The sequence below is a fragment of the Tsuneonella sp. CC-YZS046 genome (assembly GCF_035581365.1).
GTDB lineage: Bacteria > Pseudomonadota > Alphaproteobacteria > Sphingomonadales > Sphingomonadaceae > JAWKXU01.
Window position 1 is genome coordinate 1,449,557 of record NZ_CP141590.1, and the last position, 25,312, is coordinate 1,474,868.

At 63.0% G+C, this 25,312-nt stretch carries 22 protein-coding genes; 10 read left to right on the top strand and 12 right to left on the bottom strand.

Translation table 11 applies throughout. From position 1 onward, the window contains the following. Positions 1 to 86 precede the first annotated feature (86 nt). The 3 genes from U8326_RS07120 to U8326_RS07130 all read right to left on the bottom strand — a co-directional run bounded on the left by U8326_RS07120 (position 87) and on the right by U8326_RS07130 (position 2,668). The gene (locus tag U8326_RS07120) at positions 87 to 293 is read right to left on the bottom strand and encodes a cold-shock protein (RefSeq protein WP_324743235.1); all 207 of its coding nucleotides are present in this window, start codon (positions 291 to 293) and stop codon (positions 87 to 89) included. Between the two features lie 236 nt (positions 294 to 529). Beyond that, complete coding sequence (locus U8326_RS07125) at positions 530 to 1,438, bottom strand: hypothetical protein (protein WP_324743237.1); 909 nt, start codon at positions 1,436 to 1,438, stop codon at positions 530 to 532. A gap of 147 nt (positions 1,439 to 1,585) precedes the next feature. Continuing rightward, entirely contained in the window at positions 1,586 to 2,668 is a 1,083-nt protein-coding gene (locus U8326_RS07130; protein ID WP_324743239.1) for a S1C family serine protease, read from the bottom strand. On the opposite strand from U8326_RS07130, the gene U8326_RS07135 reads away from it, so the two are divergent. After that, positions 2,618 to 3,826, top strand: a complete 1,209-nt coding sequence (locus U8326_RS07135; protein WP_324743242.1) for a TonB-dependent receptor — start codon at positions 2,618 to 2,620, stop codon at positions 3,824 to 3,826. The two genes, U8326_RS07130 and U8326_RS07135, sit on opposite strands and share 51 nt — an antisense overlap. Before the next feature lie 125 nt (positions 3,827 to 3,951). Here the strand turns inward: U8326_RS07135 and lepA are convergent, their stop codons facing one another. Both lepA and U8326_RS07145 read right to left on the bottom strand, forming a co-directional pair. Then, positions 3,952 to 5,769 (bottom strand): translation elongation factor 4, encoded by a 1,818-nt coding sequence (gene lepA, locus U8326_RS07140; RefSeq protein WP_324743245.1) that lies wholly within the window; start codon positions 5,767 to 5,769, stop codon positions 3,952 to 3,954. Positions 5,770 to 5,813: 44 nt separating this feature from the next. Continuing rightward, positions 5,814 to 8,036 carry a putative bifunctional diguanylate cyclase/phosphodiesterase gene (locus tag U8326_RS07145; protein WP_324743246.1) on the bottom strand — a complete coding sequence of 741 codons (2,223 nt, stop codon included), beginning with the start codon at positions 8,034 to 8,036 and terminating at the stop codon, positions 5,814 to 5,816. Between the two features lie 2 nt (positions 8,037 to 8,038). Here U8326_RS07145 and U8326_RS07150 point away from each other — a divergent pair, with 2 nt between their 5' ends. After that, the gene (locus tag U8326_RS07150) at positions 8,039 to 8,239 is read left to right on the top strand and encodes a hypothetical protein (protein WP_324743247.1); all 201 of its coding nucleotides are present in this window, start codon (positions 8,039 to 8,041) and stop codon (positions 8,237 to 8,239) included. Here the strand turns inward: U8326_RS07150 and U8326_RS07155 are convergent. Beyond that, positions 8,227 to 10,923: an EAL domain-containing protein gene (locus U8326_RS07155; RefSeq protein ID WP_324743248.1), complete on the bottom strand. Its 2,697-nt coding sequence runs from the start codon at positions 10,921 to 10,923 to the stop codon at positions 8,227 to 8,229. The two genes, U8326_RS07150 and U8326_RS07155, sit on opposite strands and share 13 nt — an antisense overlap. A gap of 243 nt (positions 10,924 to 11,166) precedes the next feature. Between U8326_RS07155 and U8326_RS07160 the strand changes: the two genes are divergently transcribed. Then, complete coding sequence (locus U8326_RS07160) at positions 11,167 to 11,985, top strand: alpha/beta hydrolase (protein WP_324743250.1); 819 nt, start codon at positions 11,167 to 11,169, stop codon at positions 11,983 to 11,985. Between the two features lie 30 nt (positions 11,986 to 12,015). Further along, a complete protein-coding gene (locus tag U8326_RS07165) occupies positions 12,016 to 13,332 on the top strand; it encodes an FAD-dependent oxidoreductase (RefSeq protein WP_324743252.1) in 1,317 nt (438 codons plus the stop codon). Positions 13,333 to 13,395: 63 nt separating this feature from the next. On the opposite strand, the gene dnaN is transcribed toward U8326_RS07165, so the two are convergent. The 4 genes from dnaN to U8326_RS07185 form a co-directional block, all read right to left on the bottom strand. Continuing rightward, positions 13,396 to 14,523, bottom strand: coding sequence for a DNA polymerase III subunit beta (dnaN, locus tag U8326_RS07170; RefSeq protein WP_324743253.1), 1,128 nt, complete (start codon positions 14,521 to 14,523; stop codon positions 13,396 to 13,398). A 141-nt stretch (positions 14,524 to 14,664) separates the two neighbouring features. Beyond that, positions 14,665 to 15,426, bottom strand: coding sequence for a 3-oxoacyl-[acyl-carrier-protein] reductase (gene fabG, locus U8326_RS07175; protein ID WP_324743255.1), 762 nt, complete (start codon positions 15,424 to 15,426; stop codon positions 14,665 to 14,667). A 17-nt stretch (positions 15,427 to 15,443) separates the two neighbouring features. Further along, complete coding sequence (gene fabD / locus U8326_RS07180) at positions 15,444 to 16,379, bottom strand: ACP S-malonyltransferase (RefSeq protein ID WP_324743257.1); 936 nt, start codon at positions 16,377 to 16,379, stop codon at positions 15,444 to 15,446. Positions 16,380 to 16,403: 24 nt separating this feature from the next. Beyond that, on the bottom strand, positions 16,404 to 17,231 hold the full coding sequence (locus tag U8326_RS07185; RefSeq protein WP_324743259.1) for an LD-carboxypeptidase: 828 nt from the start codon (positions 17,229 to 17,231) through the stop codon (positions 16,404 to 16,406). 54 nt (positions 17,232 to 17,285) lie between these two features. On the opposite strand from U8326_RS07185, the gene U8326_RS07190 reads away from it, so the two are divergent. From U8326_RS07190 to rplI, 4 genes are all read left to right on the top strand, one after another. Continuing rightward, complete coding sequence (locus tag U8326_RS07190; RefSeq protein WP_324743261.1) at positions 17,286 to 18,728, top strand: glutamate ligase domain-containing protein; 1,443 nt, start codon at positions 17,286 to 17,288, stop codon at positions 18,726 to 18,728. A 563-nt stretch (positions 18,729 to 19,291) separates the two neighbouring features. Beyond that, positions 19,292 to 19,654 carry a 30S ribosomal protein S6 gene (gene rpsF / locus U8326_RS07195; protein WP_324743262.1) on the top strand — a complete coding sequence of 121 codons (363 nt, stop codon included), beginning with the start codon at positions 19,292 to 19,294 and terminating at the stop codon, positions 19,652 to 19,654. A gap of 2 nt (positions 19,655 to 19,656) precedes the next feature. Beyond that, positions 19,657 to 19,881 (top strand): 30S ribosomal protein S18, encoded by a 225-nt coding sequence (rpsR, locus tag U8326_RS07200; RefSeq protein WP_324743263.1) that lies wholly within the window; start codon positions 19,657 to 19,659, stop codon positions 19,879 to 19,881. Between the two features lie 13 nt (positions 19,882 to 19,894). Then, a complete protein-coding gene (rplI, locus tag U8326_RS07205; protein WP_324743265.1) occupies positions 19,895 to 20,509 on the top strand; it encodes a 50S ribosomal protein L9 in 615 nt (204 codons plus the stop codon). A 62-nt stretch (positions 20,510 to 20,571) separates the two neighbouring features. On the opposite strand, the gene U8326_RS07210 is transcribed toward rplI, so the two are convergent. Next, positions 20,572 to 21,333: an alpha/beta fold hydrolase gene (locus tag U8326_RS07210; RefSeq protein WP_324743267.1), complete on the bottom strand. Its 762-nt coding sequence runs from the start codon at positions 21,331 to 21,333 to the stop codon at positions 20,572 to 20,574. Positions 21,334 to 21,470: 137 nt separating this feature from the next. Here U8326_RS07210 and U8326_RS07215 point away from each other — a divergent pair, with 137 nt between their 5' ends. Beyond that, complete coding sequence (locus U8326_RS07215; protein WP_324743269.1) at positions 21,471 to 22,592, top strand: HlyD family secretion protein; 1,122 nt, start codon at positions 21,471 to 21,473, stop codon at positions 22,590 to 22,592. 3 nt (positions 22,593 to 22,595) lie between these two features. Continuing rightward, positions 22,596 to 24,185 carry a DHA2 family efflux MFS transporter permease subunit gene (locus tag U8326_RS07220; RefSeq protein WP_324743271.1) on the top strand — a complete coding sequence of 530 codons (1,590 nt, stop codon included), beginning with the start codon at positions 22,596 to 22,598 and terminating at the stop codon, positions 24,183 to 24,185. Between the two features lie 15 nt (positions 24,186 to 24,200). On the opposite strand, the gene U8326_RS07225 is transcribed toward U8326_RS07220, so the two are convergent. Further along, positions 24,201 to 25,226 carry an aspartate-semialdehyde dehydrogenase gene (locus U8326_RS07225; RefSeq protein WP_324743272.1) on the bottom strand — a complete coding sequence of 342 codons (1,026 nt, stop codon included), beginning with the start codon at positions 25,224 to 25,226 and terminating at the stop codon, positions 24,201 to 24,203. Between the last annotated feature and the right edge of the window lie 86 nt (positions 25,227 to 25,312).

Genomic DNA, 25,312 nt, shown 5'->3' on the forward strand with positions numbered 1-25,312 from the left:
GCGCAAGGGGCGCGCCGACGCCCCGGCGAAGGCCGAGGCGTTCACCGCCCTCTCCCCCGCCGGGGAGAGGGGGTGCGTCGAAGCGATCAGGCGGCCGCGAGATTGACCGCGGATTCCTTGCCGTTGCGGCCCTGCTCCACGTCGTAGGACACGCGCTGGTCCTTATCGAGCGTGTGCATCCCGGCGGCCTGCACCGCGGAGATGTGGACGAAGCTGTCCTTGCCGCCATCGTCGGGCTGGATGAAGCCGTAGCCCTTGTCGGTATTGAAGAATTTAACTGTGCCGATCGGCATGATCTGTTCCTTTCAGGAAACGTTTTCGTCGCCCGCGACATGCGGGCTAGGGTCGTGCGTCAAGTCGTCCAATGAAAGGAAGTCGTCGTATGGGGTTGAGCAGGTCCCGGAAAATTTCCGGGCGCCGCAAAACACCTAGCGCCGAAGTCCGTCGCAAATTTTCGACGTCAGCGCACGCTCCATAGCACGATCGCGCCGGTTTGCCTACTTGCTTGATCTTGCGCCCAATACCGGCCCTAGGCGGGCAGCGCCTCCCGATATGGCAAGGCCAGCAAATGGCGGACCAGCATCGGTTTTCGCAGCAGGTCGCGCGCCAGCAGGGAAAAGCCGGAATGGCTGGCGCCGAAGATATTCGGCTCGAGCGGAAAGAAGGTCAGGCTTTTGCCCATGGCGAGCATGAACAGATCGGCGATGGCATCGCAATTGACGTCCCATGCGTCCTGGTCGGCCGGGCGGCAGTGCAAGGGCGTGCCGGGCTCCTTCTGGAAGCGGGTGAAGCTGTGGACCGGCCGATCAGGGAACGCCTCGCGGACATGATCGACCACCTCGGCATTGTCCGTGGCCAGGAAGATCGGCCCCTCGATCCGGCCCTTCATCTTCTCGAGCCGCTGCCGGTAATCCATCGCATAGTCGGTCGCCCGTATATGCAGGCCGCAATAAGGCTCCCCGATCCGCGCACAGCGCCGCAGGATCAGCTCGCGCAGCATGGGCTGGAGCCGCATCCGCTCCAGGGCCGCGATCGGATCGCCCCGGCGGCTGGTGGCATGGTGCAGGATCAGCGGCGCATCATAATCGCAGTCGAAATCGAGCTTGAGCGGCGTGCCGGTGTCCACGTCGCGATAGCACCGGGCGTCGTAATCATATTCCGGCACATAGCTCGATATTCTGCCGGTCAGCGGCGCAGGATAGGCGGCCAACCTGTCGACAAGTTCGGCATGGGCGCCGATGTCGAGCACGAGATTCTCGTCCAGGCTGATGAAATAGCGCGAGAAATCGTCCCGGAAATGCCGGCTGTTCCTGAAATTGGTGTCGACGATGTTCAACCGCCCCGTCGCCTTCGCATATTGGCTGGTGACGCCGATCTGGCACAATATATCGCACAGCCCGGAGTCCGGCCGGCACAGCAGCAGCTTCCTGTTTCTCATGGCCGCGCCCGATAGGCCGGCATGGATAGAGCGGCAATAGCGGAAGCGAAGCGGCCGCCCCGGCTCCATTCGTCATCCCCGTGTAAACGGGTATCCGGCGACCCTCACGTCATGAGAGAGGGCAAGGCGTTAAATCTGGTATCAGGGTTAATATATTGGTCTGGCAGCAGCTTGAATGACCGTATTCTTCCATTTACCGCCCCGAAGAAAGCTGACCTTATATTCCATGCCGGGGGACGCTCCCTTGACCGTTTCGCCGACGATATCCAAAGAACTGCGGCCATTGATGGCCCCGATCATGTCCCCCGCGGCCAAGCCTGCCTTATCCGCAGGGCCACCCGGCTCGATCCCTTCGATCACATTGACCGGCAGTCCCAGCTTTTGCGAATTCGCCGGTTCCGCGAACTTGTAGCTCAAGCCGAACCATGCGGTGTATGGCCTGCAAAATTCATGATATCGGATCAAGTCAACCAATATCGTGTCACGATCATCAACGGAAAGAGAGAAGGCAACCGCCGTCTCATTCGTTGAATCGTTGGCCAGGAATATTCCATTATTATTGCCATGAATCGAAGAGAATTTTCTCCAATCTATGTTATACTCTGTGGTCAATTTCGATGAACCAGAACTAGAATACAATAGACCTTGCAGCGAAATTTTTGAAACGCAGGGGCTGGCGTTGCTTATTCTGGACACGCTCCACTTTTCCGACTTTTTGTAAGCCCAATTTCTCCAGTCCATTTTCGACGACAGCGTCATTGTCATTTTTGATTTTGTGACAAGGTCGTTCAAGGTCTTGTGAACCTCAGCCGCCGACCAGGAATTCCTCAATGCCTCGACCTGATCGCGCCCCATCAAATCATTCATGAAAGCGACGAATTGCGGCTTTTTCAGCCATTCATGGATATTTCTGATGCGCTTTATCGCGTCAACCGTGGAGGTTTCGCGACGGGAAAATCCCTTCAGGGCATTTTCAAAACCCGTCTGATCCGAGCGGTTCCACGAGGCGCGCTCCATCCGGTCGACATAGATCTCCCGATAGGTGGGATCCGCATCTTCCGCCGATTGAAGGCTGGCTAATGCCTCGTCACCCGATTGCTTCCGGGACTTCTGGACGTAGCCCTCCGCTATCGTTCGCAGTTCCGGCTGCAGCTTGCCACAGCCCGAGCAGAACAAGCCTTGCCGGTATTCTTCAAGTTTCGCTTCCTTGTCGCGGATGGCTGCGGCCACCTTGTCGGCAAGCTCCTTTTCCGGCTCACCGCAGGGGTCTATTACCTGAATCAACTGCAGAAGCAGAATATCATTGCACCGCTATTTCAGTTCGCCGGCGCCGGATCGGTGGCCCTCAGGGCCAATGTCAGGCAGCGCTCGAAAGGTTATGCGGTCTTCGCCAATGCCGAGTATGATCTGAACGACAAGCTGACCGCCATCGCGGGCATAAGATGGTCCCGTGATGAAAAGAGTATTCAGCAGACGAACGGAATGTATGGCAATCTGGACCCACTGGAGCCATTCAAAGGGTATGAGAGGGATTACAAAATCCCTGTCGGCGCTACCTTGGGAGAGAATGAATTCACGGACGCCACAGCGGGTGGGCTGAACAAATTCGGCAAGAATCTTTGGTCCGCCAAATTCGAGCTGGACTATAAGCCATCCGAGGGAACGCTTATTTATGCCTCTGTGAACAGGGGGGTGAAGGCACCGGGTTACAACAACGGATTGGTTTCCATCGGCCTTCCATTCAGTGAGTATTATTTCAAGCCAGAAAGGCTGATGGCTTATGAAGTTGGCCTGAAGTCGAATATCTTCGGGAGAATGGGTAATATATCCGTATCATCATTCTACTATGACTATAAGGATTACCACGCCATATCCTTCATCGGCGTCGGATCGTTCATCACGAATAACGATGCCAAGCTCTACGGGCTGGAGGCAGATATTTCGTTGAAGCCGGTCAGGGGCCTGACCATACAGGTCAACGGAGGGTTGCTGCACTCGAAACTTTACGATGCCGCCAACGCAGCACAGATCGTTGACGACAGGGAAATGCCGATTGCCCCGTCATGGACCATATCCGGATTGGTGCGGTACGATTTCGACGTGGACGGCAAGCGAGTGGGATTCCAGTTGGATGGGCGAGCGAGGGATGCGTTCTTTAACAATCCCGGGAATGACACGGCCGCCAAGGTGCCATCATACGGAATTCTCAATGGGAATCTCGACATTTCCGATAGCGACGGGAAGTACAAGTTCTCTATCGGGGTGAAGAACATCTTCGACAAGAGATACAAGACGTCGATATTCCTGCTGAACGGCGTCGCGGGATACAGGTATGGTTTCTATGCTCCGCCCAGGTGGGTTACGGCGGAATTTTCGGTCAATTTCTAAGGGTTGGCGCGATCTGTCTCATGACGGATCGCGCTATGCCGCATTTATAAAGCGCTCCGGCGCCCTCTCTCAAGCGAGAAAGCGCAGCCGGATCTGCTTCTGGAAGATAGGCTGTGAGAGGACACTTATTCCTCGCCCATCCGCAGCGCGGCGATAAAGGCTTCCTGCGGGATGCTGACATTGCCGTATTCCCGCATCTTCGCCTTGCCCTTCTTCTGCTTCTCCAGCAGCTTCTTCTTGCGGGTGATGTCGCCGCCGTAGCATTTGGCGGTCACATCCTTGCGCAGGGCGGCGATGGTCTCGCGGGCGATCACCTTGCCGCCGATGGCCGCCTGGATCGGAATCTTGAACAGGTGGCGTGGGATCAAGTCCTTCAACCGCTCGCACATATGGCGGCCGCGTTCCTCGGCCACGGAACGGTGGACGATCATGCTGAGGGCGTCCACCGGCTCGTTGTTCACCAGAATGCTCATCTTCACCAGATCGCCTTCGCGCAGGCCGATCTGCTCGTAATCGAAGCTGGCGTAGCCGCGGCTGATGCTCTTGAGCCGGTCGTAGAAATCGAACACCACTTCGTTGAGCGGCAGTTCGTAGCTGACCTGCGCCCGCCCGCCGACATAGGTGAGGTCGGTCTGTATCCCGCGCCGGTCCTGGCAGAGCTTGAGAATTGAGCCGAGATATTCGTCCGGCGTGTAGATCGTGGCCTTGATCCACGGCTCGTCGATCTGCTCGATCCGCGAGGGATCGGGATAGTCGGCCGGGTTGTGCAGCATGATCTCGCGCGCGTCGTCGGTGCGCGACTTGTTGAGCTGGATGCGATAGACCACGCTGGGCGCGGTGGTGATGAGGTCGAGGTCGTATTCGCGGCTGAGCCGTTCCTGGATGATCTCCAGATGCAGCAGGCCGAGGAAGCCGCAGCGGAAGCCGAAGCCCAACGCGGCGCTGCTTTCCATCTCGAAGCTGAAGCTGGCGTCGTTCAGCCGCAGCTTGGCGATGCTTTCGCGCAGCTTCTCGAAATCGGCCGCGTCCACCGGGAAGATGCCGCAGAACACCACCGGCTGCACTTCCTTGAAGCCCGGCAGCGCCTCGGCCGCGCCGCCCTTCACGGTGGTGATGGTGTCGCCGACGCGGGCCTGCGCCACTTCCTTGATCTGGGCGGTGATGAAGCCGATCTCGCCGGGGCCAAGCTCGGCCAGGTCGGCGCGCTTGGGGGTGAAGCAGCCCACCCGGTCGATCAGGTGCTCCGTCCCGCCCTGCATGAACTTGACCTGCAGGCCCTTCTTGATGACCCCGTCGATCACGCGCACGAGGATGACCACGCCGAGGTAGGGATCGTACCAGCTGTCGACCAGCATCGCCTTGAGCGGCGCGTCGCGGCTGCCTTTGGGCGGCGGGATGCGGGTGACGACGGCTTCCAGCACTTCCTCGATGCCGATGCCGGACTTGGCGGAGGTGAGCACCGCGTTGCTGGCGTCCAGCCCGATGATGTCCTCGATCTCGGCCTTGACCTTGTCCGGCTCGGAGGCGGGCAGGTCGATCTTGTTGATGACGGGGACGATCTCGTGGTCGTGCTCGATCGATTGATAGACGTTGGCCAGCGTCTGCGCCTCCACCCCCTGCGCGGCGTCGACCACCAGCAGCGCGCCTTCGCAGGCGGCGAGGGAGCGGGAGACTTCATAGGCGAAGTCGACATGGCCGGGCGTGTCCATGAGGTTCAGCTCATAAGTCTCGCCGTCGCGCGCGGTGAAGGTCAGGCGCACGGTCTGGGCCTTGATGGTGATCCCACGCTCGCGCTCGATGTCCATGTTATCAAGGACTTGCTCGCTCATCTCGCGCTCGGACAGGCCGCCGGTGAACTGGATCAGCCGGTCGGCCAGCGTGGACTTGCCATGGTCGATATGGGCGATGATCGAAAAATTTCGGATTTTGGCCAGTTCAGTCATTGCGCGCCCTTAGCCGCGCTGTTCGCCCCTGTCAGCGGGTTTTGTCAGGCGGCGCGTTCGGATCGCAGGCTGGCGACTTCGACCTGCATGAACATCGGGCGCGAACCGCTGCCCCCAGGCACCCCGATCACGGTGCCCGAACCCAGCGCCGCAAGCGGCATGCCCGCCGCCGCCAGCGCATAGGGCGAAACGCGATGCCGCGTGCACATCCCGCCGGCGCCATCGCTGATCAACGGCGTTTCGAACTCGACCCCCTGAACCGCATCCTTGGACCGGATGACGGAGGCGACCACCAGCTGACCTTCGCCCAGATCGAGCACCAGTTCGGTGCCGACCGGCACGCCCAGCAGCCCTTCGATGCGCGCGCCGGTCTTGGAAATATCGCGCAATGTCGCTTCATAGCGGTAGTCCGCGTGGATCACGCCGATCCGGCGGAACACCGTGCGCCGGGTCTGGCGATGCTTTTGCGGCCCGGACGGCTCAATCCTGAAGACGCCATCGGAGAAGCGTTCGTCCACCTCTTCCCGGCAAAGGGCCTTGGAATAGATGAAGCCCTGGATATGCGTCCCGCCCTGGCTGCGCACCAGATCCAGCTGGTCGAATGCCTCGACGCCTTCCACCGTCGTCTCCATGCCCAGCGCCTTGGCAAGGCTGATGATGGCGGCAATGATCGCCGAATTGTTGCTGCCGCCCTCGGTGGAGGTTTCCACGAAGCTGCGGTCGATCTTGATCTTGTCGAACGGCGCGGTTCGCAAATAGCCCAGCGACGAGTATCCCGTCCCGAAATCGTCGAGTGCGAGGCGGACCCCCAGCTTCTTGAGGATAGAGAATACCTCGTCGGTAGTCCCATGATCGCCCATGAAGACCGTCTCGGTGATTTCAAGCTCAAGCCGGTCCGGATTGATGCCGGACGTCGCAAGCGCGCTGGCCACGGCTTTCGGAAAGCCCGCAGTCGCAAACTGGACGGGAGAAACGTTGATCGCAATCCGCACATTGCCGGGCCATGTGGCCGCATCTTCGCAAGCCTTCCGCAATGCCCACTCGCCCAGCGAATTGATCAGGTTGGATTCTTCGGCAATCGGAATGAAGACTTCCGGGTTGACCCACCCTCTCTCCGGATGTTCCCACCGCATGAGGCCCTCGAAGCCGACGACTATATTGTCCTCGATGCGGACGACCGGCTGGTAATGCATCTGGATCTGGTCGCGCGCGAGCGCATCGCGCAAATCTTCCTCGATCTGGCGCCTTTCCTCGGCAACATCCTTCAGATCGTTGGAATAGAAGCGATATTGCCCGCGCCCGCCCCCCTTGGCCGCATACAACGCCAGATCGGCGGCGCGCACCAGATCGTCGCTCTCCAGACCATCGTAGGGCGCCACCGCGAGACCCACGGAAGTCCCGATGACGCAGCGGCTCCCTTCGATCGTATAGGGCTGGGAGATCATCTGAATCACGCGATTGGCCAATTCGCCCAACTGGCCGCGATCGTCCATATCCGGCAGGATCACCTGAAATTCGTCACCGCCCAGGCGCCCGATTTCGCCTTGCGTGCCGATGATCCGCGTCAGCCGCTGCGCCACCTGCTTCAGCAGTTCATCGCCGGCCTGATGGCCCAGCGTGTCATTGACCTGCTTGAAGCGGTCGAGATCGAGCATCATCAGCGCGCAGGAGCGCTTCGCAATCCTGTAGGCCTGGAGAATGGAGACGAGCCGCTGCCCCATCCTGTGGCGGTTGGCGAGGCCGGTCAGGGAATCATACATCGCCATCCGCGAGGCATCCTGCCGGCTGCGGCGCAGTTCGGTTATGTCCTTGCCATTGCCGCAATAGCCGATGAAATTGCGGTCGGCGTCATATTGGGGCCGCCCGAAGATCGCCCACCATATTTCCCGTTCGTCCGTCGCGACACGCAATTCCATGTTGGAAATCGTGTTCTTCGCGCGCATGATGAATGGCAGCGTTCGCTGCGTGCCCTGTTCCTCCTCCTGGCTTTCCGGAGCGTCCGATACGAACAGGGAACTCAGCGGCCTGCCTGCAAGAGCGGCCGACGATGCGCCAAGCGCGGTGGCGGCCGAAGGCGAAATATAGGTAATCTGGCCCGACGTATCGGTCGCCCAGAACCATCCCTGCCCCGAGCTTTCAAATTCATCGAGCAATTGCAGCCGGGTGGCGATATCGGCCCCCCTGATGCCCGCACGGTCGGAGGAATCATCCGCATCAGGGCCAGATCGTCCCTCGCTTGACCGGATGCCTTTCCAGAATGCCGCCATGATTGCTCCAGGATTTCCCAAACTCGGCTGTTTCAGCAGTCTGCCCTGAGCAATCCTTTATCGCTGAGTTGTTGAAGAAAGTTAAATTCGACCAAATGTTTTCTACAGATTTTCGCCGGATCGCTGGAAAAACCGGCCCGAGCGAACGCAACAGCTTGCCATTTGCCGGGAAAACCCCGGGAAGCGCTCCTCAACCGGCCTGACGCCAGAGCCGCGGCTTGTCCTCTTCCTGCGAGACACCGCGCTTGAGGGAAATGCGGCCATCGGCACCGATATCGACGGGTATCTGAAATTCGATGCCCATGCGGTTTTCCTGACTCCAGCGCGCCTTGCCGGCCAGGATCAGATCATCCGACACGGCGATCTTGAAGGTGGTTTCAGGCGGCACGTTCCACAGCCCTTCGATCATTGCCCCATTCGCGGAGATGTTGCGGATCGTGCCGGTGTATATCTCGCCTTCGTGATCCAGCACGACCTTGCGAAGCATGGTCTGACGCGGGCCGCGCGAGGCGCGCGGACCGCTCGCCACCGCCTTCAATCCGCTCTCCAGCCGCCGGGTGGCTTCATCGGCGTCGAACGGCTTGTCGTAAACATATCCCTGCACATGACTGCAGCCGAGCAGGCGGACCAGTTCCAACTCGTCCAAAGTCTCCACGCCTTCGGCGGTGGTATCCATGCCGAGCGACTGGGCCAGGCTGGTGATCGAGGCGATGATCGCGCCGTTGCGGCTGCCGGGCATCGTTGCCCCCCGCACGAACCCCTGATCGATCTTGATCTTGTCGAAGGGAGCTTTCTTGAGATAGCTGAGCGAGGAGTAACCCGTGCCGAAATCGTCCAGCGCGAGCCGCACGCCGATCCGCTTCAACGAAGCGAACATCGCATCGGTATTGCTGTCATCGGCGAGGAACACGCTCTCGGTTATCTCGAGTTCCAGCCGCTGCGGATCAATGCCCGCCTGCGCGATCGCGCTGGTCACGATCCCGGGAAGCTGCGGATTGGCGAACTGGATGGGCGATACGTTGACCGCGACCCGCACGCTCTCCGGCCAGCGCGCCAGATCGTGACAGGCGGTGCGGATCGCCCACTCGCCCATCGCGGCGATCAGGCCCGTGTCTTCCGCCACTTCCACGAACCGGGCCGGCGAAAGCATGCCCCTCGTCGGGTGATTCCAGCGCATCAGCGCCTCGAAGCCCGAAATCTCCTCGGTCGCGGTCTCGATCACCGGCTGGTAATGCAGCTCCAGCGCCCCGGCATGGATCGCGTCCCGCAGATCCTGCTCGAGCTGGCGCTTTTCCTCGGCGCGCGAATGCAGGTCGGTCGCATAGAAACGGTAGCAACCCCGCCCAGCATCCTTGGCCGCATACAGCGCCAGATCCGCATTGCGAACCAGCGCATCGCTGGTCGTGCCGTCCTCGGGAGCAAGGGCGATCCCCACCGACGCTCCAATAATCACGCGATGCCCCTCGATCGAATAGGGCTGCGACAGGGATTCGATGATCCGGTGCGCAAGATTGGCCAGATCGTCCCGGACCTGCGCTCCGCCGAGTATCACCTGAAATTCATCGCCGCCCAGGCGCCCCACGCGGCCACGTTCCGCGACCACCCTGAGCAGGCGCTGCGAAACCTGCGTGAGCAGCGCATCCCCGGCGGGATGGCCCAGCGTGTCGTTGACCTGCTTGAAACGGTCGAGATCGAGCAGGAAAACCGCGCAGGTCCGCTGCGCCTCCCGTGGCGCATCGAGCAGCCGTTCCAGTGTCTTGGATATTTGGAAACGATTGGCGAGGCCGGTCAGCGAATCATAGCGGGCGAGGCGCGTGGCCTCCTCCTGCGTCCGCCTTTTCTCGGTCAGATCGTGGGCGGACCCGCGAAACCCCACATAATTGCCATAGCTGTCATAGATCGGCTTGCCCGTTACCGACCACCAGCGCTCCTCCCCCCGCAGCGGCGCCCTTACCGCGAGTTCGTGGAAGGCCGAGCGGGCCGACAGATGGAACGCAAGCGTCCGTTCCCCATCATGGCTGTCGCTCCCTGTCTCGAACAGCTTGCTCAGATGGCAGCCGATCATGTCGCCCCGGCTCGTGTTGAACAGCCCGGCGGTCGCCGGGGAGAGATAGGCAAGCATCCCCTTGCTGTCGGTTTCCCAGAACCAGCCCTGGCCGGATTCCTCGAAATCATGGAGGATGTCTTCGGCCCGCCGGCTGAGGCGCAGTTCCGCCTCCCGCCTGAGGAGGCTGGCCCTCTGGGCGGCCGCCTGCATCCGGTCGACCAGCACCGCAATCGGCACCAGCACGAGCAGCGTGGCGACGGCGCTGGGGGAATGGAACCAGGCCAGCAAGCCGGACCAGCCCGCGATCTGGACGGTGAACAGCGTGTATCGCTTGCCGCTCTGGATCAACGTGGCGATCACGCTGGCGAGAATGAAGGCCGCCAATGGCCCTTCCAGAAACTCCCCCGCTCTGAAATTCCAGTAGCCCATGCCAAGGCCGAAGACCGCCATGGGCACCGCCACGGCCGGAACCGCGAACATGGCCCGTTGCCATGGCGCATCGGCAACGCGATTGCCGAGGCGGACGAAATATATCCCGGCAAGGACCAGCAAACTTGCCGCCGCAATCAGGAAAATGCTGTGGACAGGCGGAATGCCGGCAAAGATCGCGGCGAACGCCGCGGAGCCGGCGAATACCCCGGCCATACAGTTCCAGCGCCTTGAAAGCAGCGCATCGGCGGCATGGGTCGCGGCGAATGCCGAGAACAAGCCATCCGCCGGCTCACCCGCGCGCGCCGCAACCGCGCCTGCCTTGCGGACCCGCGCCGGCACGGGACGAGCAGCGTCGCCCGTGGCATGACGCCCAGCGTTCGATACAGCGTCGGGTTCGGATTGCGCCATCGAACATTAAATCGCCTGCCGGCTTTTAAAAAAGGTTAAGCCGCGCACAAGGTTTGCCCGGTAACATGCGCGGCGCATTTCCTTATGACCGGGCGAATGCAGCACGGGGCTTGTGCGCGAATGCCGGGCCGTGCATTCTCCCCTGGATGGAAGCGGGAAATGCGAAACCTCGGTCTTTCAGGCCGACCGGCAGGAAGGACAGACAGCAATGATTTCTCCCGCTCCAGTCACGAGCGACCGCGCTTGAACGCCCCACTGATTGAAACGCTGGGTTCGCGCCGCTTGCGCACCGCATGCTGGAACCGGCACCTGATCGGCACGGCCACCCCGCTGCTGATCTTCAACGGCGTCGGCATGAACCTGGAAGTGCTCGAACCGATGGTTCGCGAAATCCGCGACCGGCCGGTGCTCACCCTCGACATGCCCGGCATCGGGGGGTCGCCCGATCCCACGATACCCTACACGCCGCAGATGGCCGCAAGCTGGGGCAGGAAATTGCTGGCCCGGCACAATATGGAACGGGCCGACGTCATGGGGTTCAGCTGGGGCGGCGCGATCGCGCAGCAATTCGCCATCCAGTATCCCCGGCACGTCGGCAGGCTGGTCCTCGCCGCGATCGGGCCGGGGCTGCCGATCCTTCCGGGCCAGGCCACCTATCACTTTCATCTGATGGACCCGATCTGGAACGGGCAGACCGCGGAAAGCAATCTGCTGGGGGCGATTTCCGCATCCGACCGGAAAGTCGTGATGGAAGATCTGCTCGCCCGGCTGACCCCGCCTTCCTCGACCGGCTATTTCTATCAGATCCTTGCCCTTTCCGGTTGGGCAAGCGCGCTTGCCCTGCCGCTTGTCAACAAGGACACCCTGATCGTCATGGGGGATGAGGACCACATCATTCCATTGGTGAACGGACGCTGGCTCTCGGCCCTGATTTCATCGAGCCGCGTGGCGGTCATAAACGGTGGCGGACATCTCTTCATGTTCAGCCACATCGCCGAGGTGATGAGCCACCTGCGCCCGTTTCTCGAAATGGATGGGCAAGTGCATCAAGGCGCGGCATAACGAAAATGGGTGAGAGGAGACTGAAACGACATGCGGCATCTGGCGATTATCGGCTCCGGCCCGGCAGGATATTACACGGCTGAAGCGGCGCAGAAGCAATGGGGCGATGATATCCGGGTCGACATCTTCGACCGCCTGCCCGTGCCCTACGGCCTGATCCGCAGCGGGGTCGCGCCGGATCATCAATCCATCAAGGGCGTATCCCGGCGCTATGAGCAGACCGCGCTGTCGGAAAATGTCCGCTTCGTCGGAAACGTCACCATCGGCAAGGATGTGACGGTCGCCGAATTGCAGGATCTCTATCACGCGGTGATCTTCGCGACCGGCGCCCCGAACGACCGGCCGCTCGAAATTCCGGGCGAGGATCTCGGCAATGTCTTCGGCAGCGCCGCCTTTGTCGGCTGGTATAACGGCCACCCGCAATTCACCGATCTGGCCCCGGACCTCTCCGGCAAGAACGCGGTTATCGTGGGAATGGGCAATGTCGCGCTGGATGTCGCGCGCATTCTTTCCAAGACCAGAAGCGAATTCGAAGGCAGCGACATCGTGGCCCATGCGCTCGATGCGCTTGCCGCATCCCGGCTGGAGCAGATCACGATCCTGGGCCGGCGCGGACCGCACCAGATCGCCATGACTCCCAAGGAACTGGGCGAACTCGCCCGGCTCGAACGCGCCACGCCGAGGGTCGATCCGGCGGACCTTCCCCCGGAAGACGACGACGCGGTGCTGGAACCGGGCCAGCGCAAGTCGGTCGGCCATCTGCGCAGCTTCGCGGCCATCCCCGAAAGCGAGCGCGCCGACGCAAGCATAGAGGTGAACTTCGCATTCTACGGAGTGCCGAAAGCGCTCAAGGGAGAAGGCAAGATCCAGGTCGTGCAGGTTGCCGAAACCGAATTGAGCGGCGGCAAGCTTGTGGAAACAGGCGCGCTCTACGATCTTCCCTGCGACCTGCTGGTCAGTTGCATCGGCTATCGCACCTCACCCATCCCCGGGGTTCCCTTCGACGAACGCATGGGCCGCTTCGCCAATGACGAAGGCCGCATCCTGCCGGGCCTCTATTGCGTGGGCTGGGCGCGGCGCGGCCCCACCGGCACGATCGGCACCAATCGGCCCGACGGCTTCGAAATCATCGAGAAAATAGCCGCCGACATGGAAAGCGGCAGGCTGGACACGGGCGGAAAGGAAGGAAGGGCGGGCTTCGACAGGATCGCGGCGGCGCGCAATCTGGAGATCGTGACCTTCCGAGACTGGAAGAAGATCGAGGAAGCCGAAGAAAAGGCCGCGCGCGAAGGCGCCCCGCGCGAGAAATTCGTCAAGATCGAGGAAATGATCAAGGCGCGGGGGTGATGGGCGCCAGCCCCTTCCCCGCAGCATGAGCGAGCCGGGCGAAAACGCCCGGCATCACCCGAATCAGACCCGCATCGGCATCAGCACGTAAAGGGCCGGGCTCTTGTCGTTCTGCCGGATCAGGGTCGGCGCGCCGGGATCGGCCAGGTGAAGCTCGACCGTGTCGCCTTCGACCTGGCTGAGGATGTCCTTCAGGTAATTGGCGTTGAAGCCGATCTCGAATTCTTCCGACGAATAATCCGCGGGAAGCTCCTCGGCGGCGGTGCCGTTGTCGGGCGAGGTGACGGACAGGGTGACCCGGTCCTTTTCGAGGCCCATCTTGACCGCGCGGGTCTTTTCCGTGGCGATTGTCGCAACGCGATCAACGCCTTCAAAGAAACTCCTCGGATCAAGCTTCAACAGCTTGTCGTTGCCGGTGGGAATGACCCGGCTGTAATCGGGGAAGGTGCCGTCGATCAGCTTGCTGGTCAGCACCACGCCGCCCTCGCCGCCCAGGGTGAAACGAATCTTGCTGGCCGAAAGGTCGATCTCGACATTGCTGTCCAGCGCTTCTTCCAGCAGCTTGCGCAGCTCCGCGATCGCCTTGCGCGGAACGATCACGTCCGGCATCCCTTCGGCGCCGTCGGGGCGCGTGATCGTGTAGCGGGCCAGGCGGTGGCCGTCGGTCGCCGCCGCCTTGAGAACCGGGCGATCCTCGTCCGAAACATGCAGGAAAATGCCATTGAGGTAATAGCGGGTTTCCTCGGTGGAAATCGCGAACCGGGTCCGGTCGATCAATTCGGCCAGAACCTTGGCCTGCACTTCGAAGCTGGTGGGAAGATCGCCCTCCACGATCACCGGGAAATCGTCGCGCGGCAGCGTCGGCAGCGAGAAGCGGCTGCGCCCGGCCTTGACCGCCATGCGGTTATCCGCCGTTTCCAAGCTGACCTGGCTGCCATCGGGCAGCTTGCGCGCGATGTCGAACAGCAGATGCGCCGACACGGTGATCGCGCCCGGAGCCTCCACCGATACAGCCGCCATCGTCTCGACCACCTGCAGGTCGAGATCGGTCGCCATCACTCTCACGGCGCCATCCGGATTCGCCTCGATCAGGACGTTCGAGAGAATCGGAATGGTGTTGCGGCGCTCGACGACGGACTGCACGTGAGACAGACAGCGCAGCAGCGTTGCGCGTTCGATCGTGGCCTTCATGCGTTGTCGATCCCCCCTTATCCGCCCAAGCGAGCGGACTCGCTCCAAGCGTCAAGTTCCGAATGATCAATCCTTAGCGCGAGAGTCCGTATCGGCAAGGCAGAAGGTATGAAAACCAGCGCTATCTGGGGATAAACCCCCTCAAATCATCGCCATTCCACCATTTACGTGCAGGGTCTGGCCGGTGAGATAGCCTGCTTCCCGTGAAGCGAGATAGGCGGCGGCGGCCCCGATGTCCTCGCCTTCGCCCATGCGGCCCATCGGGATTTTCGCGTTGAGCGCCTCTTTCTGCGCGTCGGGCAGCCCATCCGTCATGGCCGTGCGGATGAACCCCGGGGCGATGCAGTTCACGGTGATGTTGCGGCTGGCCAGTTCCTGCGCCAGGCTCTTGGACATGGCGGTGATCCCGCCCTTGGCCGCGCAATAGTTCATCTGCCCCGGATTGCCGGTGGTGCCGACGATGCTGGTGATGTTGATGATGCGGCCGAACTTCGCCTTCATCATCGGACGGGCGGCGGCGCGCATCAGGCGGAAGGTCGCTTCGAGATTGATGCGGATCACCTCGTCCCACTCCTCGTCCTTCATCCGCATGGCGAGATTGTCGCGCGTGACCCCGGCATTGTTCACCAGAATGTCCAGCTTGCCCAGCGTATCGACCGCCGCGGGAACGAGATGCTCGACCTGATCGCTGTTGGAAAGGTTGCAGGTGATCTCGACATGATCGCCCCCGCCCTTCGCGCCGAAGTCCGAATTCAACTCCTCGCGGAAGGCGCGCAGCTTCCCGGCGTTGGAGCCGGAGACGGCCAGGCGCGCGCCCTGCGCGGCCAGCGCGCGGGCGATGGCGGAGCCGATGCCGCCGGAAGCGCCGGTAACCAGTGCGGTCATGCCTGTCAGATCGAACATCTTCGTTTCTCCTGCGCTCACAGCGCCTTTATCAGGGATTCGATGTCTTCCATGGTGACGACGCTGGTCACTTCGACATCCTGCACGCTGCGGCCGATCATCGGGCCAAGCACCTTGCCGCCCAGTTCCACGAAATGCGTCGTCCCGGCAGCCTGCATGGCGATCACGCTCTCGCGCCAGCGCACCCGGCCGCAGACCTGCTCCACCAGCAGGCGCCGTTCCTCCGCCGCGTCGCTGACGAGGCTGGCGGTGACATTGGCATAGACCGGCAGGCGCAGCGCCTGCGGCGGCGTCTTTTCCAGCGCTTCCGCCATCGCATCGGCGGCAGGCTGCATCAGCGGACAATGGAACGGGGCCGAAACCGGCAGCAATATTCCACGCTTGATCCCGTGCTCCTTCACCAGGGCGATGGCGCGCTCGATCGCTTCGCGATGGCCGGAAAGCACCACCTGGGTGGGGTCGTTGTCATTGGCGACGGCGCAGACCTGCCCTTCAGCGGCGGCATCGGCCAGCGCCTGCGCCTTTTCCACATCGGCGCCCAGCAACGCGCACATCGCGCCCTGCCCCACCGGCACGGCCGCCTGCATCGCCTGGCCGCGCAGCTTCAGCAGCCTGGCCGTATCGGCCAGCGAGAACGCGCCCACAGCGCACAGCGCGGTATATTCGCCCAGGCTGTGCCCGGCCACGCAATCGCCCTTGTCGGCCAGCGCAATCCCGCCTTCCTTTTCCAGCACCCGCAGGGTGGCAATGGCATTGGCCATGATCGCGGGCTGCGCATTCTCGGTCAGCGTGAGCACGTCTTCCGGGCCTTCGCGCATGATTGCGCTCAGCTTCTGGCCCAGCGCGTCGTCCACTTCCTCGAACACTTCGCGGGCGACCGCGCTGGCGTCCGCCAGTTCCGCCCCCATGCCGACTTTCTGGCTACCCTGACCCGGAAAAACGAATGCACGCATGAATGTCTCCTTCGGTGGCGCCGGTTAGGAAGCGTTGCGCCGCGAAGCAATACCGAAAGGCACTATCTTGTTGGCAGCATCATGCCCAATATCCGCCGCGCCGAGATAGGGGATGCCGGCCCGGCCGCACCAGTAGCGGGCGATCCCTTCCGGTTCCGCACCGAAAACCCGGTCGTTCTCCGGCACATCGCTGACTCGACCGAGCCGCAGGCCCGCGATCCCCGAAAGATGCGCGGTGACATGGAAGAACAGCCGGTCCACCGCATAGAGATATTCCGAAACCTCCTCCACCAGCACCACATGCCCGGAAAGGTCCGGCATCAGATCGGTGCCGCACAGCATCGCCAGCGTCATCAGGTTGAACGCCGCTGCCGGTCGCTCGTCCAGCCCCGGCTCCAGCCCGGAATTGTCGCCCGAGAGATAGGTCAGCGCGCGGCGCACCGCCGCCTCGCCCCTCTCGCGCCTTATATCGGACGGCATCGGACCATGCACCGGCGCCCCAATCCCGGCGCGATAGAGCGCGCCAAGCAGCGTCCCCCCATCGGAATAGCCAAGGAAGGTCTTGCCGCGCGCCGCTTCTCCCATCCGCGCCACGGCCTCGCCCGCGATCCGCACCGCGCCATAGCCGCCCCGCGCCAGCCAGACGGCATCGAAGGAAGGATCGTCGGCGCATTCCAGCAAGGTGGAAAGGCGCAATGCGTCCGGCCCGGCGAAATGCCCGTCACATGCAAAGCACTGGTCATGGAACACCAGTTCCAGCGTCGGAAACTCCGCCGCGGCCAGAGCGATCACACGCGCGGCATCCTCGCGCGTGAACGGCGTGGACGGTGCGCAAATGGCGATACGTGTCATTGCGCATTTTCTAGCCAGCTTGTGTTGTTCCGCACAACTGCATACCGAAGCCTTATGACCGACAATTCAGCAGCAGGCGCCGATCTCACTGCCCATCCCTGGTTCTTCTGCGGCATCGGCGGCTCCGGCATGTTGCCGCTCGCGCTGATCCTGCGCGGGCAAGGCGCGCGCATCGCGGGGTCCGACCGCAGCCGCGACCAGGGCCGCACGCCGGAAAAATTCGCCTGGCTGGGACGGCAGGGCATCGCCCTGTTCCCACAGGACGGCAGCGGGGTCACTTCGCCGGAGCAGGTTCTCGTCGCTTCCGCCGCAGTGGAGGACACCGTTCCGGAAATGGTGCGCGCCCGGGAACTGGGCTGCCCGCGCCTGAGCCGGGCCGAGCTGCTTTCATCGCTGTTCAATCGCGCGCCCTGCGGCATCGCGGTGGGCGGCACCAGCGGCAAGTCCACCGTCACCGGGATGCTGGGCTGGATTCTGTTCGACACCGGGCGCGATCCCACCATCATGAACGGCGCGGTGATGAAGAACTTCGTCTCCGCCGACGCACCCTTCGCCAGCGCGCGCGTAGGCGCGCAGGGCACGGCGGACGGGGTATTCGTTTCCGAGGTGGACGAAAGCGACGGCTCCATCGCGCTCTATCGCCCGGCGGTGGCGGTGCTGCTGAACGTCAGCCTCGATCACAAGAGCCTGGAGGAATTGCGGTCGCTGTTCGGCGATTTCCTGGCGGCTTCGCAAGCGGCAGCGATCAATCTCGACGATGCGGAAAGCGCCACGCTGGCAGAGCGTGCCAGGCGATTGACGACTTTCGCGATAGAAAATCCGGCGGCCAACATCGGAGTGCAACCGGGCAGCATCGTCGACGGCCCGGCCTCGCTTGCCGCAACCGTGCTGGATCGGCGGGACGGGGCCGCCCATGCGCTCTCGCTGCGGGTCCCCGGGCGGCACAATCTCGCCAACGCCCTTGCCGCCATCGCCGGAGCGAACGCGGCAGGAGTGCCGGTCGGCGAGGCGGTGCGGGCGCTCGGCGGGTTTACCGGCCTCGGCCGCCGGTTCGACATCATCGGCGCCAGCCCGTCCGGCATCACCGTAATCGACGATTTCGGCCATAATCCGGAAAAATGCGCAGCGACCTTGCGCACGCTGAAGGCGCATCCCGGGCGCGTGATCGCCTTCTTCCAGCCGCACGGCTATGGCCCGCTGCGCCAGATGGGGCATGAGCTGGCGGAAACCTTCGCCCGCGAGCTGGGGCCGGAGGATGTGACGATCTTCTGCGATCCGGTCTATTTCGGCGGCACAGTGGACCGCAGCGAGGGCTCGGAACGGATCGTCCGCCTGATCCGGGAGGCCGGGGGCGACGCGGAATATATCCCGTCGCGCGAGGAGTGCGGGCAGCGCATCGTGGCCCTCGCCCACCCCGGTGACCGGATCGTGGTGATGGGCGCGCGCGACGATACCCTGACCAACTTTGCGAAAGACATATTGGCGCGGCTGGGTTGAGCGGTGGGATGGATGCCTTGGGAGCATAGGTCATCCGATGTTTGCTTGCGACCTATTGCAACCTCGCCCCTCATCGTCATGCCAGCGAACGCTGGCATCTCTCTCTCGGTAACGCGCCGCGCCGCCCACAACGATCCCAGCCTGCGTCGGCATGACGAGGGAGAGGCCGGGCGGTTCTTGTCGGCACCTTTCCTACCCGGCGAAAATCTGGCTTATCCTGAGGGATGAGACACCCGGAGATGAAAGGAGGCTGGCTTCCCGTTTGCACGGGGATGACGCAAGGCGAAGAAGCCCCCTCGCGAAAGGTCACACCCAATTCCGGGGCAATAGCCCGGCGCAGCGGGGAAATCCCCGGAAAGCCCGATCCACATTTTCGCCGTTCCGCGTCAACCGCCATGGCCTCGGATTGCGCGAAACGGGCCATTCCCGGCTTGCATTCCCCCCGGGAATCGCTATGGCGCGCCCTTCCCCGCCGCTTGGCCGGGAAACGAAGAAAGCCGGAGGGGCCCCGCGATGGTCGCGGATCAGCCAGCGATCGGCATAGTGATGAAAGGAATGCGCGCATGCCGCTTTACGAGCATGTCTTCCTCGCGCGTCAGGATCTGAGCCAGAGCCAGGTCGACGCATTGGCCGCCACTGCGACGGAAATCGTCGAGCAGAACAACGGCAAGGTCACCAAGACGGAAACCTGGGGCCTCAAGAACCTGGCCTACAAGATCGAGCGTAACCGCAAGGCGCATTTCGTCCTGCTGAACATCGACGCCCCGGCCAATGTGGTCGAGGAGCTGGAACGCCAGACCCGCATCAACGAAGACGTCATCCGCTACGTCACCATCCGGGTCGACGAGCATGAGAACGGCCCGTCGGTGATGATGCGCAAGAACGACCGCGAGCGCAGCCGCCGCCGCGAACGCGAGGAGATCTGATCATGGCGCGTCCGTTTTTTCGCCGCCGCAAGAGCTGCCCGTTCTCCGCGAAGAACGCGCCGAAGATCGATTACAAGGACGTGCGCCTGCTGCAGGGCTTCATGTCCGAGCGAGGCAAGATCGTGCCGAGCCGCATCACCGCCGTTTCCGCCAAGAAGCAGCGCGAGCTGGCCAAGGCGATCAAGCGCGCGCGCCATCTGGGCCTGCTGCCCTACATCGTGAAGTAAGGAGGGCACCGCCATGCAAATCATCCTGCTCGAACGTATCGAGAAGCTGGGCTCGATCGGCGATGTCGTGACCGTCAAGGACGGCTACGCCCGCAACTTCCTGCTGCCCAACAAGAAGGCGCTGCGCGCCAACGACGCCAACCGCAAGGTGTTCGAAGCCAACCGCGAACGGCTGGAGAAGGAAAACGCCGAGCGCCGGACCGATGCCGCCAAGGCCGGCGAAAAGGTCGACGGCACCGAAGTGGTGCTGATCCGCGCTTCCTCCAATTCCGGCCAGCTTTACGGCTCGGTCAGCGTCCGCGACATCGTGGAAGCGCTGAAGGAAAAGGGCCACGATATCGGCAAGTCGCAGGTCGTGCTGGAACGCCCGATCAAGACCATCGGCGTGTTCGACGTCCGCGTCTCGCTGCACCCCGAAGTCCATGTCACCGTGAAGGCCAATGTGGCCCGCTCCGACGACGAGGCCGAATTGCAGAGCCAGGGCGTCGACGTGATGGCCCAGATGTTCGAGGAAGACAAGGTTCCGACCGGCTTCACCGAAGCGGTCGATCCCAATGCGGAGCCGGGCGAAATCCCGGCCGAGCTGATCGAGGAACGGGCCGAAGGCGGCGACGAAGCCGCGGCCTGATCCTGACTGGATCGCATATCATGGAAAGGGCGCCCCGGAAGGAGGCGCCCTTTCCTTTTGCGCTAGCCGGACAGGAAGCGGACGATGGCCTGCCCGAGATCGGGCCTGGTGACGGAGTTCATATGCGTGCCGGGCATCCATTCCAGCCTGCCGTCCGGCAGCGCTTCGGCCAGGGCTTCCGGCGATCCGTTGTCGCGGTCGTCCTCTCCGCACAGCACCAGCGCCGGCATGGTCAGCTTGCCGAGTTCGTCCCGCTGCAGATCCTGAATCGACTGGAGCAGCAGCCGCGCCGCGACACGGTCGATCTTCATCGTCTTCATGAACTGGACGGTGAGAAAGGCGGGATCGCCCTGGCGCACTTCGGCAAAGCGGTCGATCGCGTCGATGAAGAAGCCGCCGCGCCGCAGCCAGCCGGTCAGCCCCTCCAGCCCCATCCCCGCCAGCACCAGCCTGCGCGGCGAAAGGCCCCCTGCCACGGCCCGCGCGGCGGTGCGCGCGCCGAGCGAGAAACCGACGAGATCGAACTCCTCCAGTTCCAGCGCATCCACCAGCGACACCAGATCGCGCACCAGCACATCGGGCGGATAGGCTTCGGGATCGTGAGGCGCGGCGCTTGCGCCATGGGCGCGCAGATCCGGCATGATCGCTTCGAATCCGGCATCGGCGAGGCGCTGCGCATGGCCGAACCTGATCCAGTTCATCGCAGCGCTGGAAAACAGGCCATGCAGCAGCAGCACGGGCCGCCCCTCGCCCAGGCGATGCACGGCAAGTTTCGCGCCATCGAACGCGGGAATCTCCTCCACGCTTGCGGTTTGCGGCTGCATCTTCTCTCCTTGCGCCTGTGTGCGGATGGCTATCCCGAACAAGGAAGCGCCCGGGGTCAAGCGATAAGTGATTGCCATGCCCCGGTTCTCGGACTTATGGCCTTTCCAAATTCGGCGCCGCGCGGACATATCGGGCGGTGACTCGCAAGACCATCGTGAAGAGAGGCGAATTGGCTGAAGCGGACCCAGATATTTCCGGTCGAACCGAAGTGGAAGATGACGAGGCGGCCCGGCAACCGGCGGCGCCCCGGCGCAAGCGCCTGCTTCTGATGATCTCGGTGCCCCTGCTCGTAATCGTGGGCGGGCTGGCCTATTGGTGGAGCCTTCAGGGGAAGGTTTCGACCGACAACGCCTATGTGAAGCAGGATAGCGTGGGCGTCTCCGCCGAGGTGGCAGGGAAGATCATCGACGTCTCCGTCCACGAAAACCAGATAGTGAACCCGGGCGATCTGCTGTTCCGCATCGATCCCGAACCGTTCATGGTCAAGATAGAGCAGGCGACCGCTTCCATCGCGGCCGCGCAGAGCAATGTGACCGCGCTGCAGAACGACGAGGCGCTTTCCGGCGCTGACATTGCCGCCGCGCGGGAAGACATCGGCTTCGCCCAATCCCGCCTTGCCCGCCAGGAAGCGCTGTGGACGCGCGGCTTCACCACCAAGGCCGACCTCGATGCGGCGCGGCACGCGGTCGCCCAGGCGCGCGAAGCGCTGAATGGCGCCGAGGCGCGCGCCCGCGAAGCCCAGGCAAAGCTGTCCAACGGGCCTGCCATCCCCAACGAGAACGCGCAGATCGCCAAAGCCAAGGCAGATCGGGAGCAGGCCGAACTCGATTTGCGCAGGACAGAGGTGAAAGCGCCCATCGCGGGGAGAGTCGCCCAGTCCGAACGCCTCCAGGAAGGGCAGATGGCGATCACCGCCATGCCGATGCTGACCATCGTCAATGAGAAGTCGAGCTATGTCGAGGCGAACTTCAAGGAAACGCAGTTGAACGACATGCGGGTGGGCCAGAAGGCCGAGATCGCGCTCGACGCCTATCCCGGCCTCAAGCTCAACGGCCATGTCCAGTCGATCGGATCGGGCACCGGCTCGGAATTTTCGGTTCTTCCCGCCCAGAACGCCACCGGCAACTGGGTGAAGGTCACTCAGCGGGTGCCGGTGAGGATCGCCATCGACAGCAAGCCGGCGCGGCGGCTGATCGCCGGGCTATCGGCCGACGTAACCGTGTTCACCGGCGATTCCGGCCACAAGAAGGCCAGATAGGCCATGGCCGCCGAGGCCTCGGCAGCGCCAGCGGAGGGGACGGGCATCACACCGGCGGCGCTCGATGCGCCGACGGTCCATGTCGACAGCGTGCCGCTGGTCTATATCGGCGTCCTGCTGGCCGCGCTGCTGCAAATCCTCGACACCACCATCGCGAATGTCGCGATCCCGCATATGCAAAGCTCCCTGGGCGCGACCCAGGAAAGCGTGCTGTGGGTGCTGACCAGCTACATCGTCGCTTCCGCCATCGCCCTGCCCACCGCGGGCTGGCTCGCTGGCCGGTTCGGCGCGCGCAGGCTGATGCTGGTCTCGACCATCCTGTTCATCCTCTCCTCGATGCTCTGCGGCATGGCGATCAATCTCGAGGAAATGGTGCTCTTCCGGGTTATCCAGGGCTTCGCCGGGGCGTTCCTGATGCCCCTGAGCCAGACCGTGATGCTGGACGTCACCCGGCCATCCCGGCACCCCCAGGCGATGGCCCTGTGGGGCGGCGGGATCATCGTCGGGCCGATCCTCGGGCCGATCATCGGCGGCTGGCTGACCGAGAACATGAACTGGCGCTGGGTGTTCTACGTCAATGTCCCGGTCGGCGCGGTGGCGCTGTTCCTCATGGCGACCCAGCTTCCACGCTGGCCCACCCGCAAGGTGCGGTTCGATATCGCGGGCTATGTGCTGGTCGCGCTCAGCGTCGCCTCGATGCAATTGCTGCTGGACCGGGGCCAGCATATCGACTGGTTCGATGCGACCGAGGCTTGGGTCTATGCCATCATAGCCGCCTGCGCGGGCTGGATGGCGGTGGTTCACCTGGCCACGGCGCGAGCGCCCCTGTTCGACCGGGCGCTGTGGCATGACGCCAATTTCACCGTGACCCTGCTCATCATGCTGGTGCTCGGGCTGTCGGCCTATGCGACGCTGGCCCTGCTCCCGCCCCTGCTGCAGGGCCTGCTCGGCTATTCGGTGCTGACCTCCGGCACCGTCGTCGCGCCCCGCGGGATCGGGGTGATGGCATGCATGATCCTGGTCGGGCGGCTTGCCCGCATGGGGGTCGATCTCCGGCTGATGGTGGCGACGGGGTTCGGCATCATCGCCCTTTCCATGTTCCAGATGGCGTCGTGGTCGCTCGATGTGGATATGCGGCACGTCGTGATGACAGGCGTGATCCAGGGAGTCGGTCTGGGATTCCTGTTCATTCCGCTGAACGCACTGGCGTTCAGCACCTTGCCCGCGCATTTGCGGGCGGATGGATCGAGCCTGGTCAACCTGTCCCGTTCGATCGGCGCCTCGGTGGGGATTTCGCTTTCGTCGCTGCTGCTGGCGCGCTCGATCCAGACCAACCATGCCGAGCTGGCGCCCCATGTGTCGGCGGAGGCGATGCAGGTGTTCGATCCCGCGCAGGCCGGGCGCTTTGCCCAGTTCGGCGAAGCGGCCCTGAGCTTTGCCGACGCCGAGGTCAATCGCCAGGCGGCAATGATCGGATATGTCAACGATTTCTGGCTGATGGGCTGGCTATGCCTGGCCTCGATCCCGCTGGTGATGCTGATCCGCAAGCCCGCGAAGGACGCGGCCCCGATTTCCGCCGAGGCCGCGCATTAAGCCGACAAGCGTGGCTCAGCCCTTCTTGAGGTGGCGGCGGCCCAGCAATTCCGCGATCTGCACCGCGTTCAGCGCGGCGCCCTTGCGCAAATTGTCGGACACACACCACAGGTTCAGGCCGTTCTCGACCGTCGAATCTTCCCGCACCCGGCTGATATAGGTCGCGCTGTCGCCCGCGCATTCGACCGGAGTGACGTAACCGCCATCCTCGCGCTTATCCACCAGCATGATGCCCGGCGCCTCGCGCAGCAGATCCTGCGCCTGCTGCGCGGAAATCTCCTTCTCGAATTCGAGGCTGATCGATTCGGAGTGGCCGACGAACACGGGAACGCGGACGCAGGTGGCGGTCACCTTCACCTTGGGATCGAGGATCTTCTTCGTCTCCGCCACCATCTTCCACTCTTCCTTGGTGGAGCCGTCATCGAGAAAGACATCGATATGGGGAATGACGTTGAACGCGATCTGCTTGGTGAACTTCTTCGGCTCCACCGGATCGCCCACGAAGATCGCCCGGCTCTGCTCGAACAGCTCGTCCATGCCGACCTTACCCGCGCCGGACACCGACTGGTAGGTGGAAACCACCACCCGCTTGATGGTGGCGAAATCATGCAGCGGCTTCAGCGCCACGACCATCTGGGCGGTCGAGCAGTTGGGGTTCGCGATGATGTTCTTCTTGGTATAGCCGTCGATCGCATCGGGGTTCACCTCCGGCACGATCAGCGGCACATCCGGGTCCATGCGGTAGAGCGAGCTGTTGTCGATCACCACGCAGCCCGCGGCGGCGGCCTTGGGCGCATAGATCTGGGTCGGGCCGGAGCCTGCCGCGAACAGCGCGATGTCCCATCCGGTGAAATCGAAATGCTCGATATTCTTCACCTTCAGCATCCTGCCGGTATCGCCGAATTCGATCTCCATGCCCGTGGAGCGCGGGCTGGCGACGGCCGCCACTTCGTCACAGGGGAATTCGCGTTCGGCCAGAATGGCAAGCATCTCGCGCCCGACATTCCCGGTGGCACCTACAACAGCTACTCGATAACCCATTCCATAAACTCCTTGCCGGAAAGCTCCGGCTGATCCGCCGAACTTTCAGATAGGCGGAATAGAAAAGGGCGCCCCGGCTCTCCGGC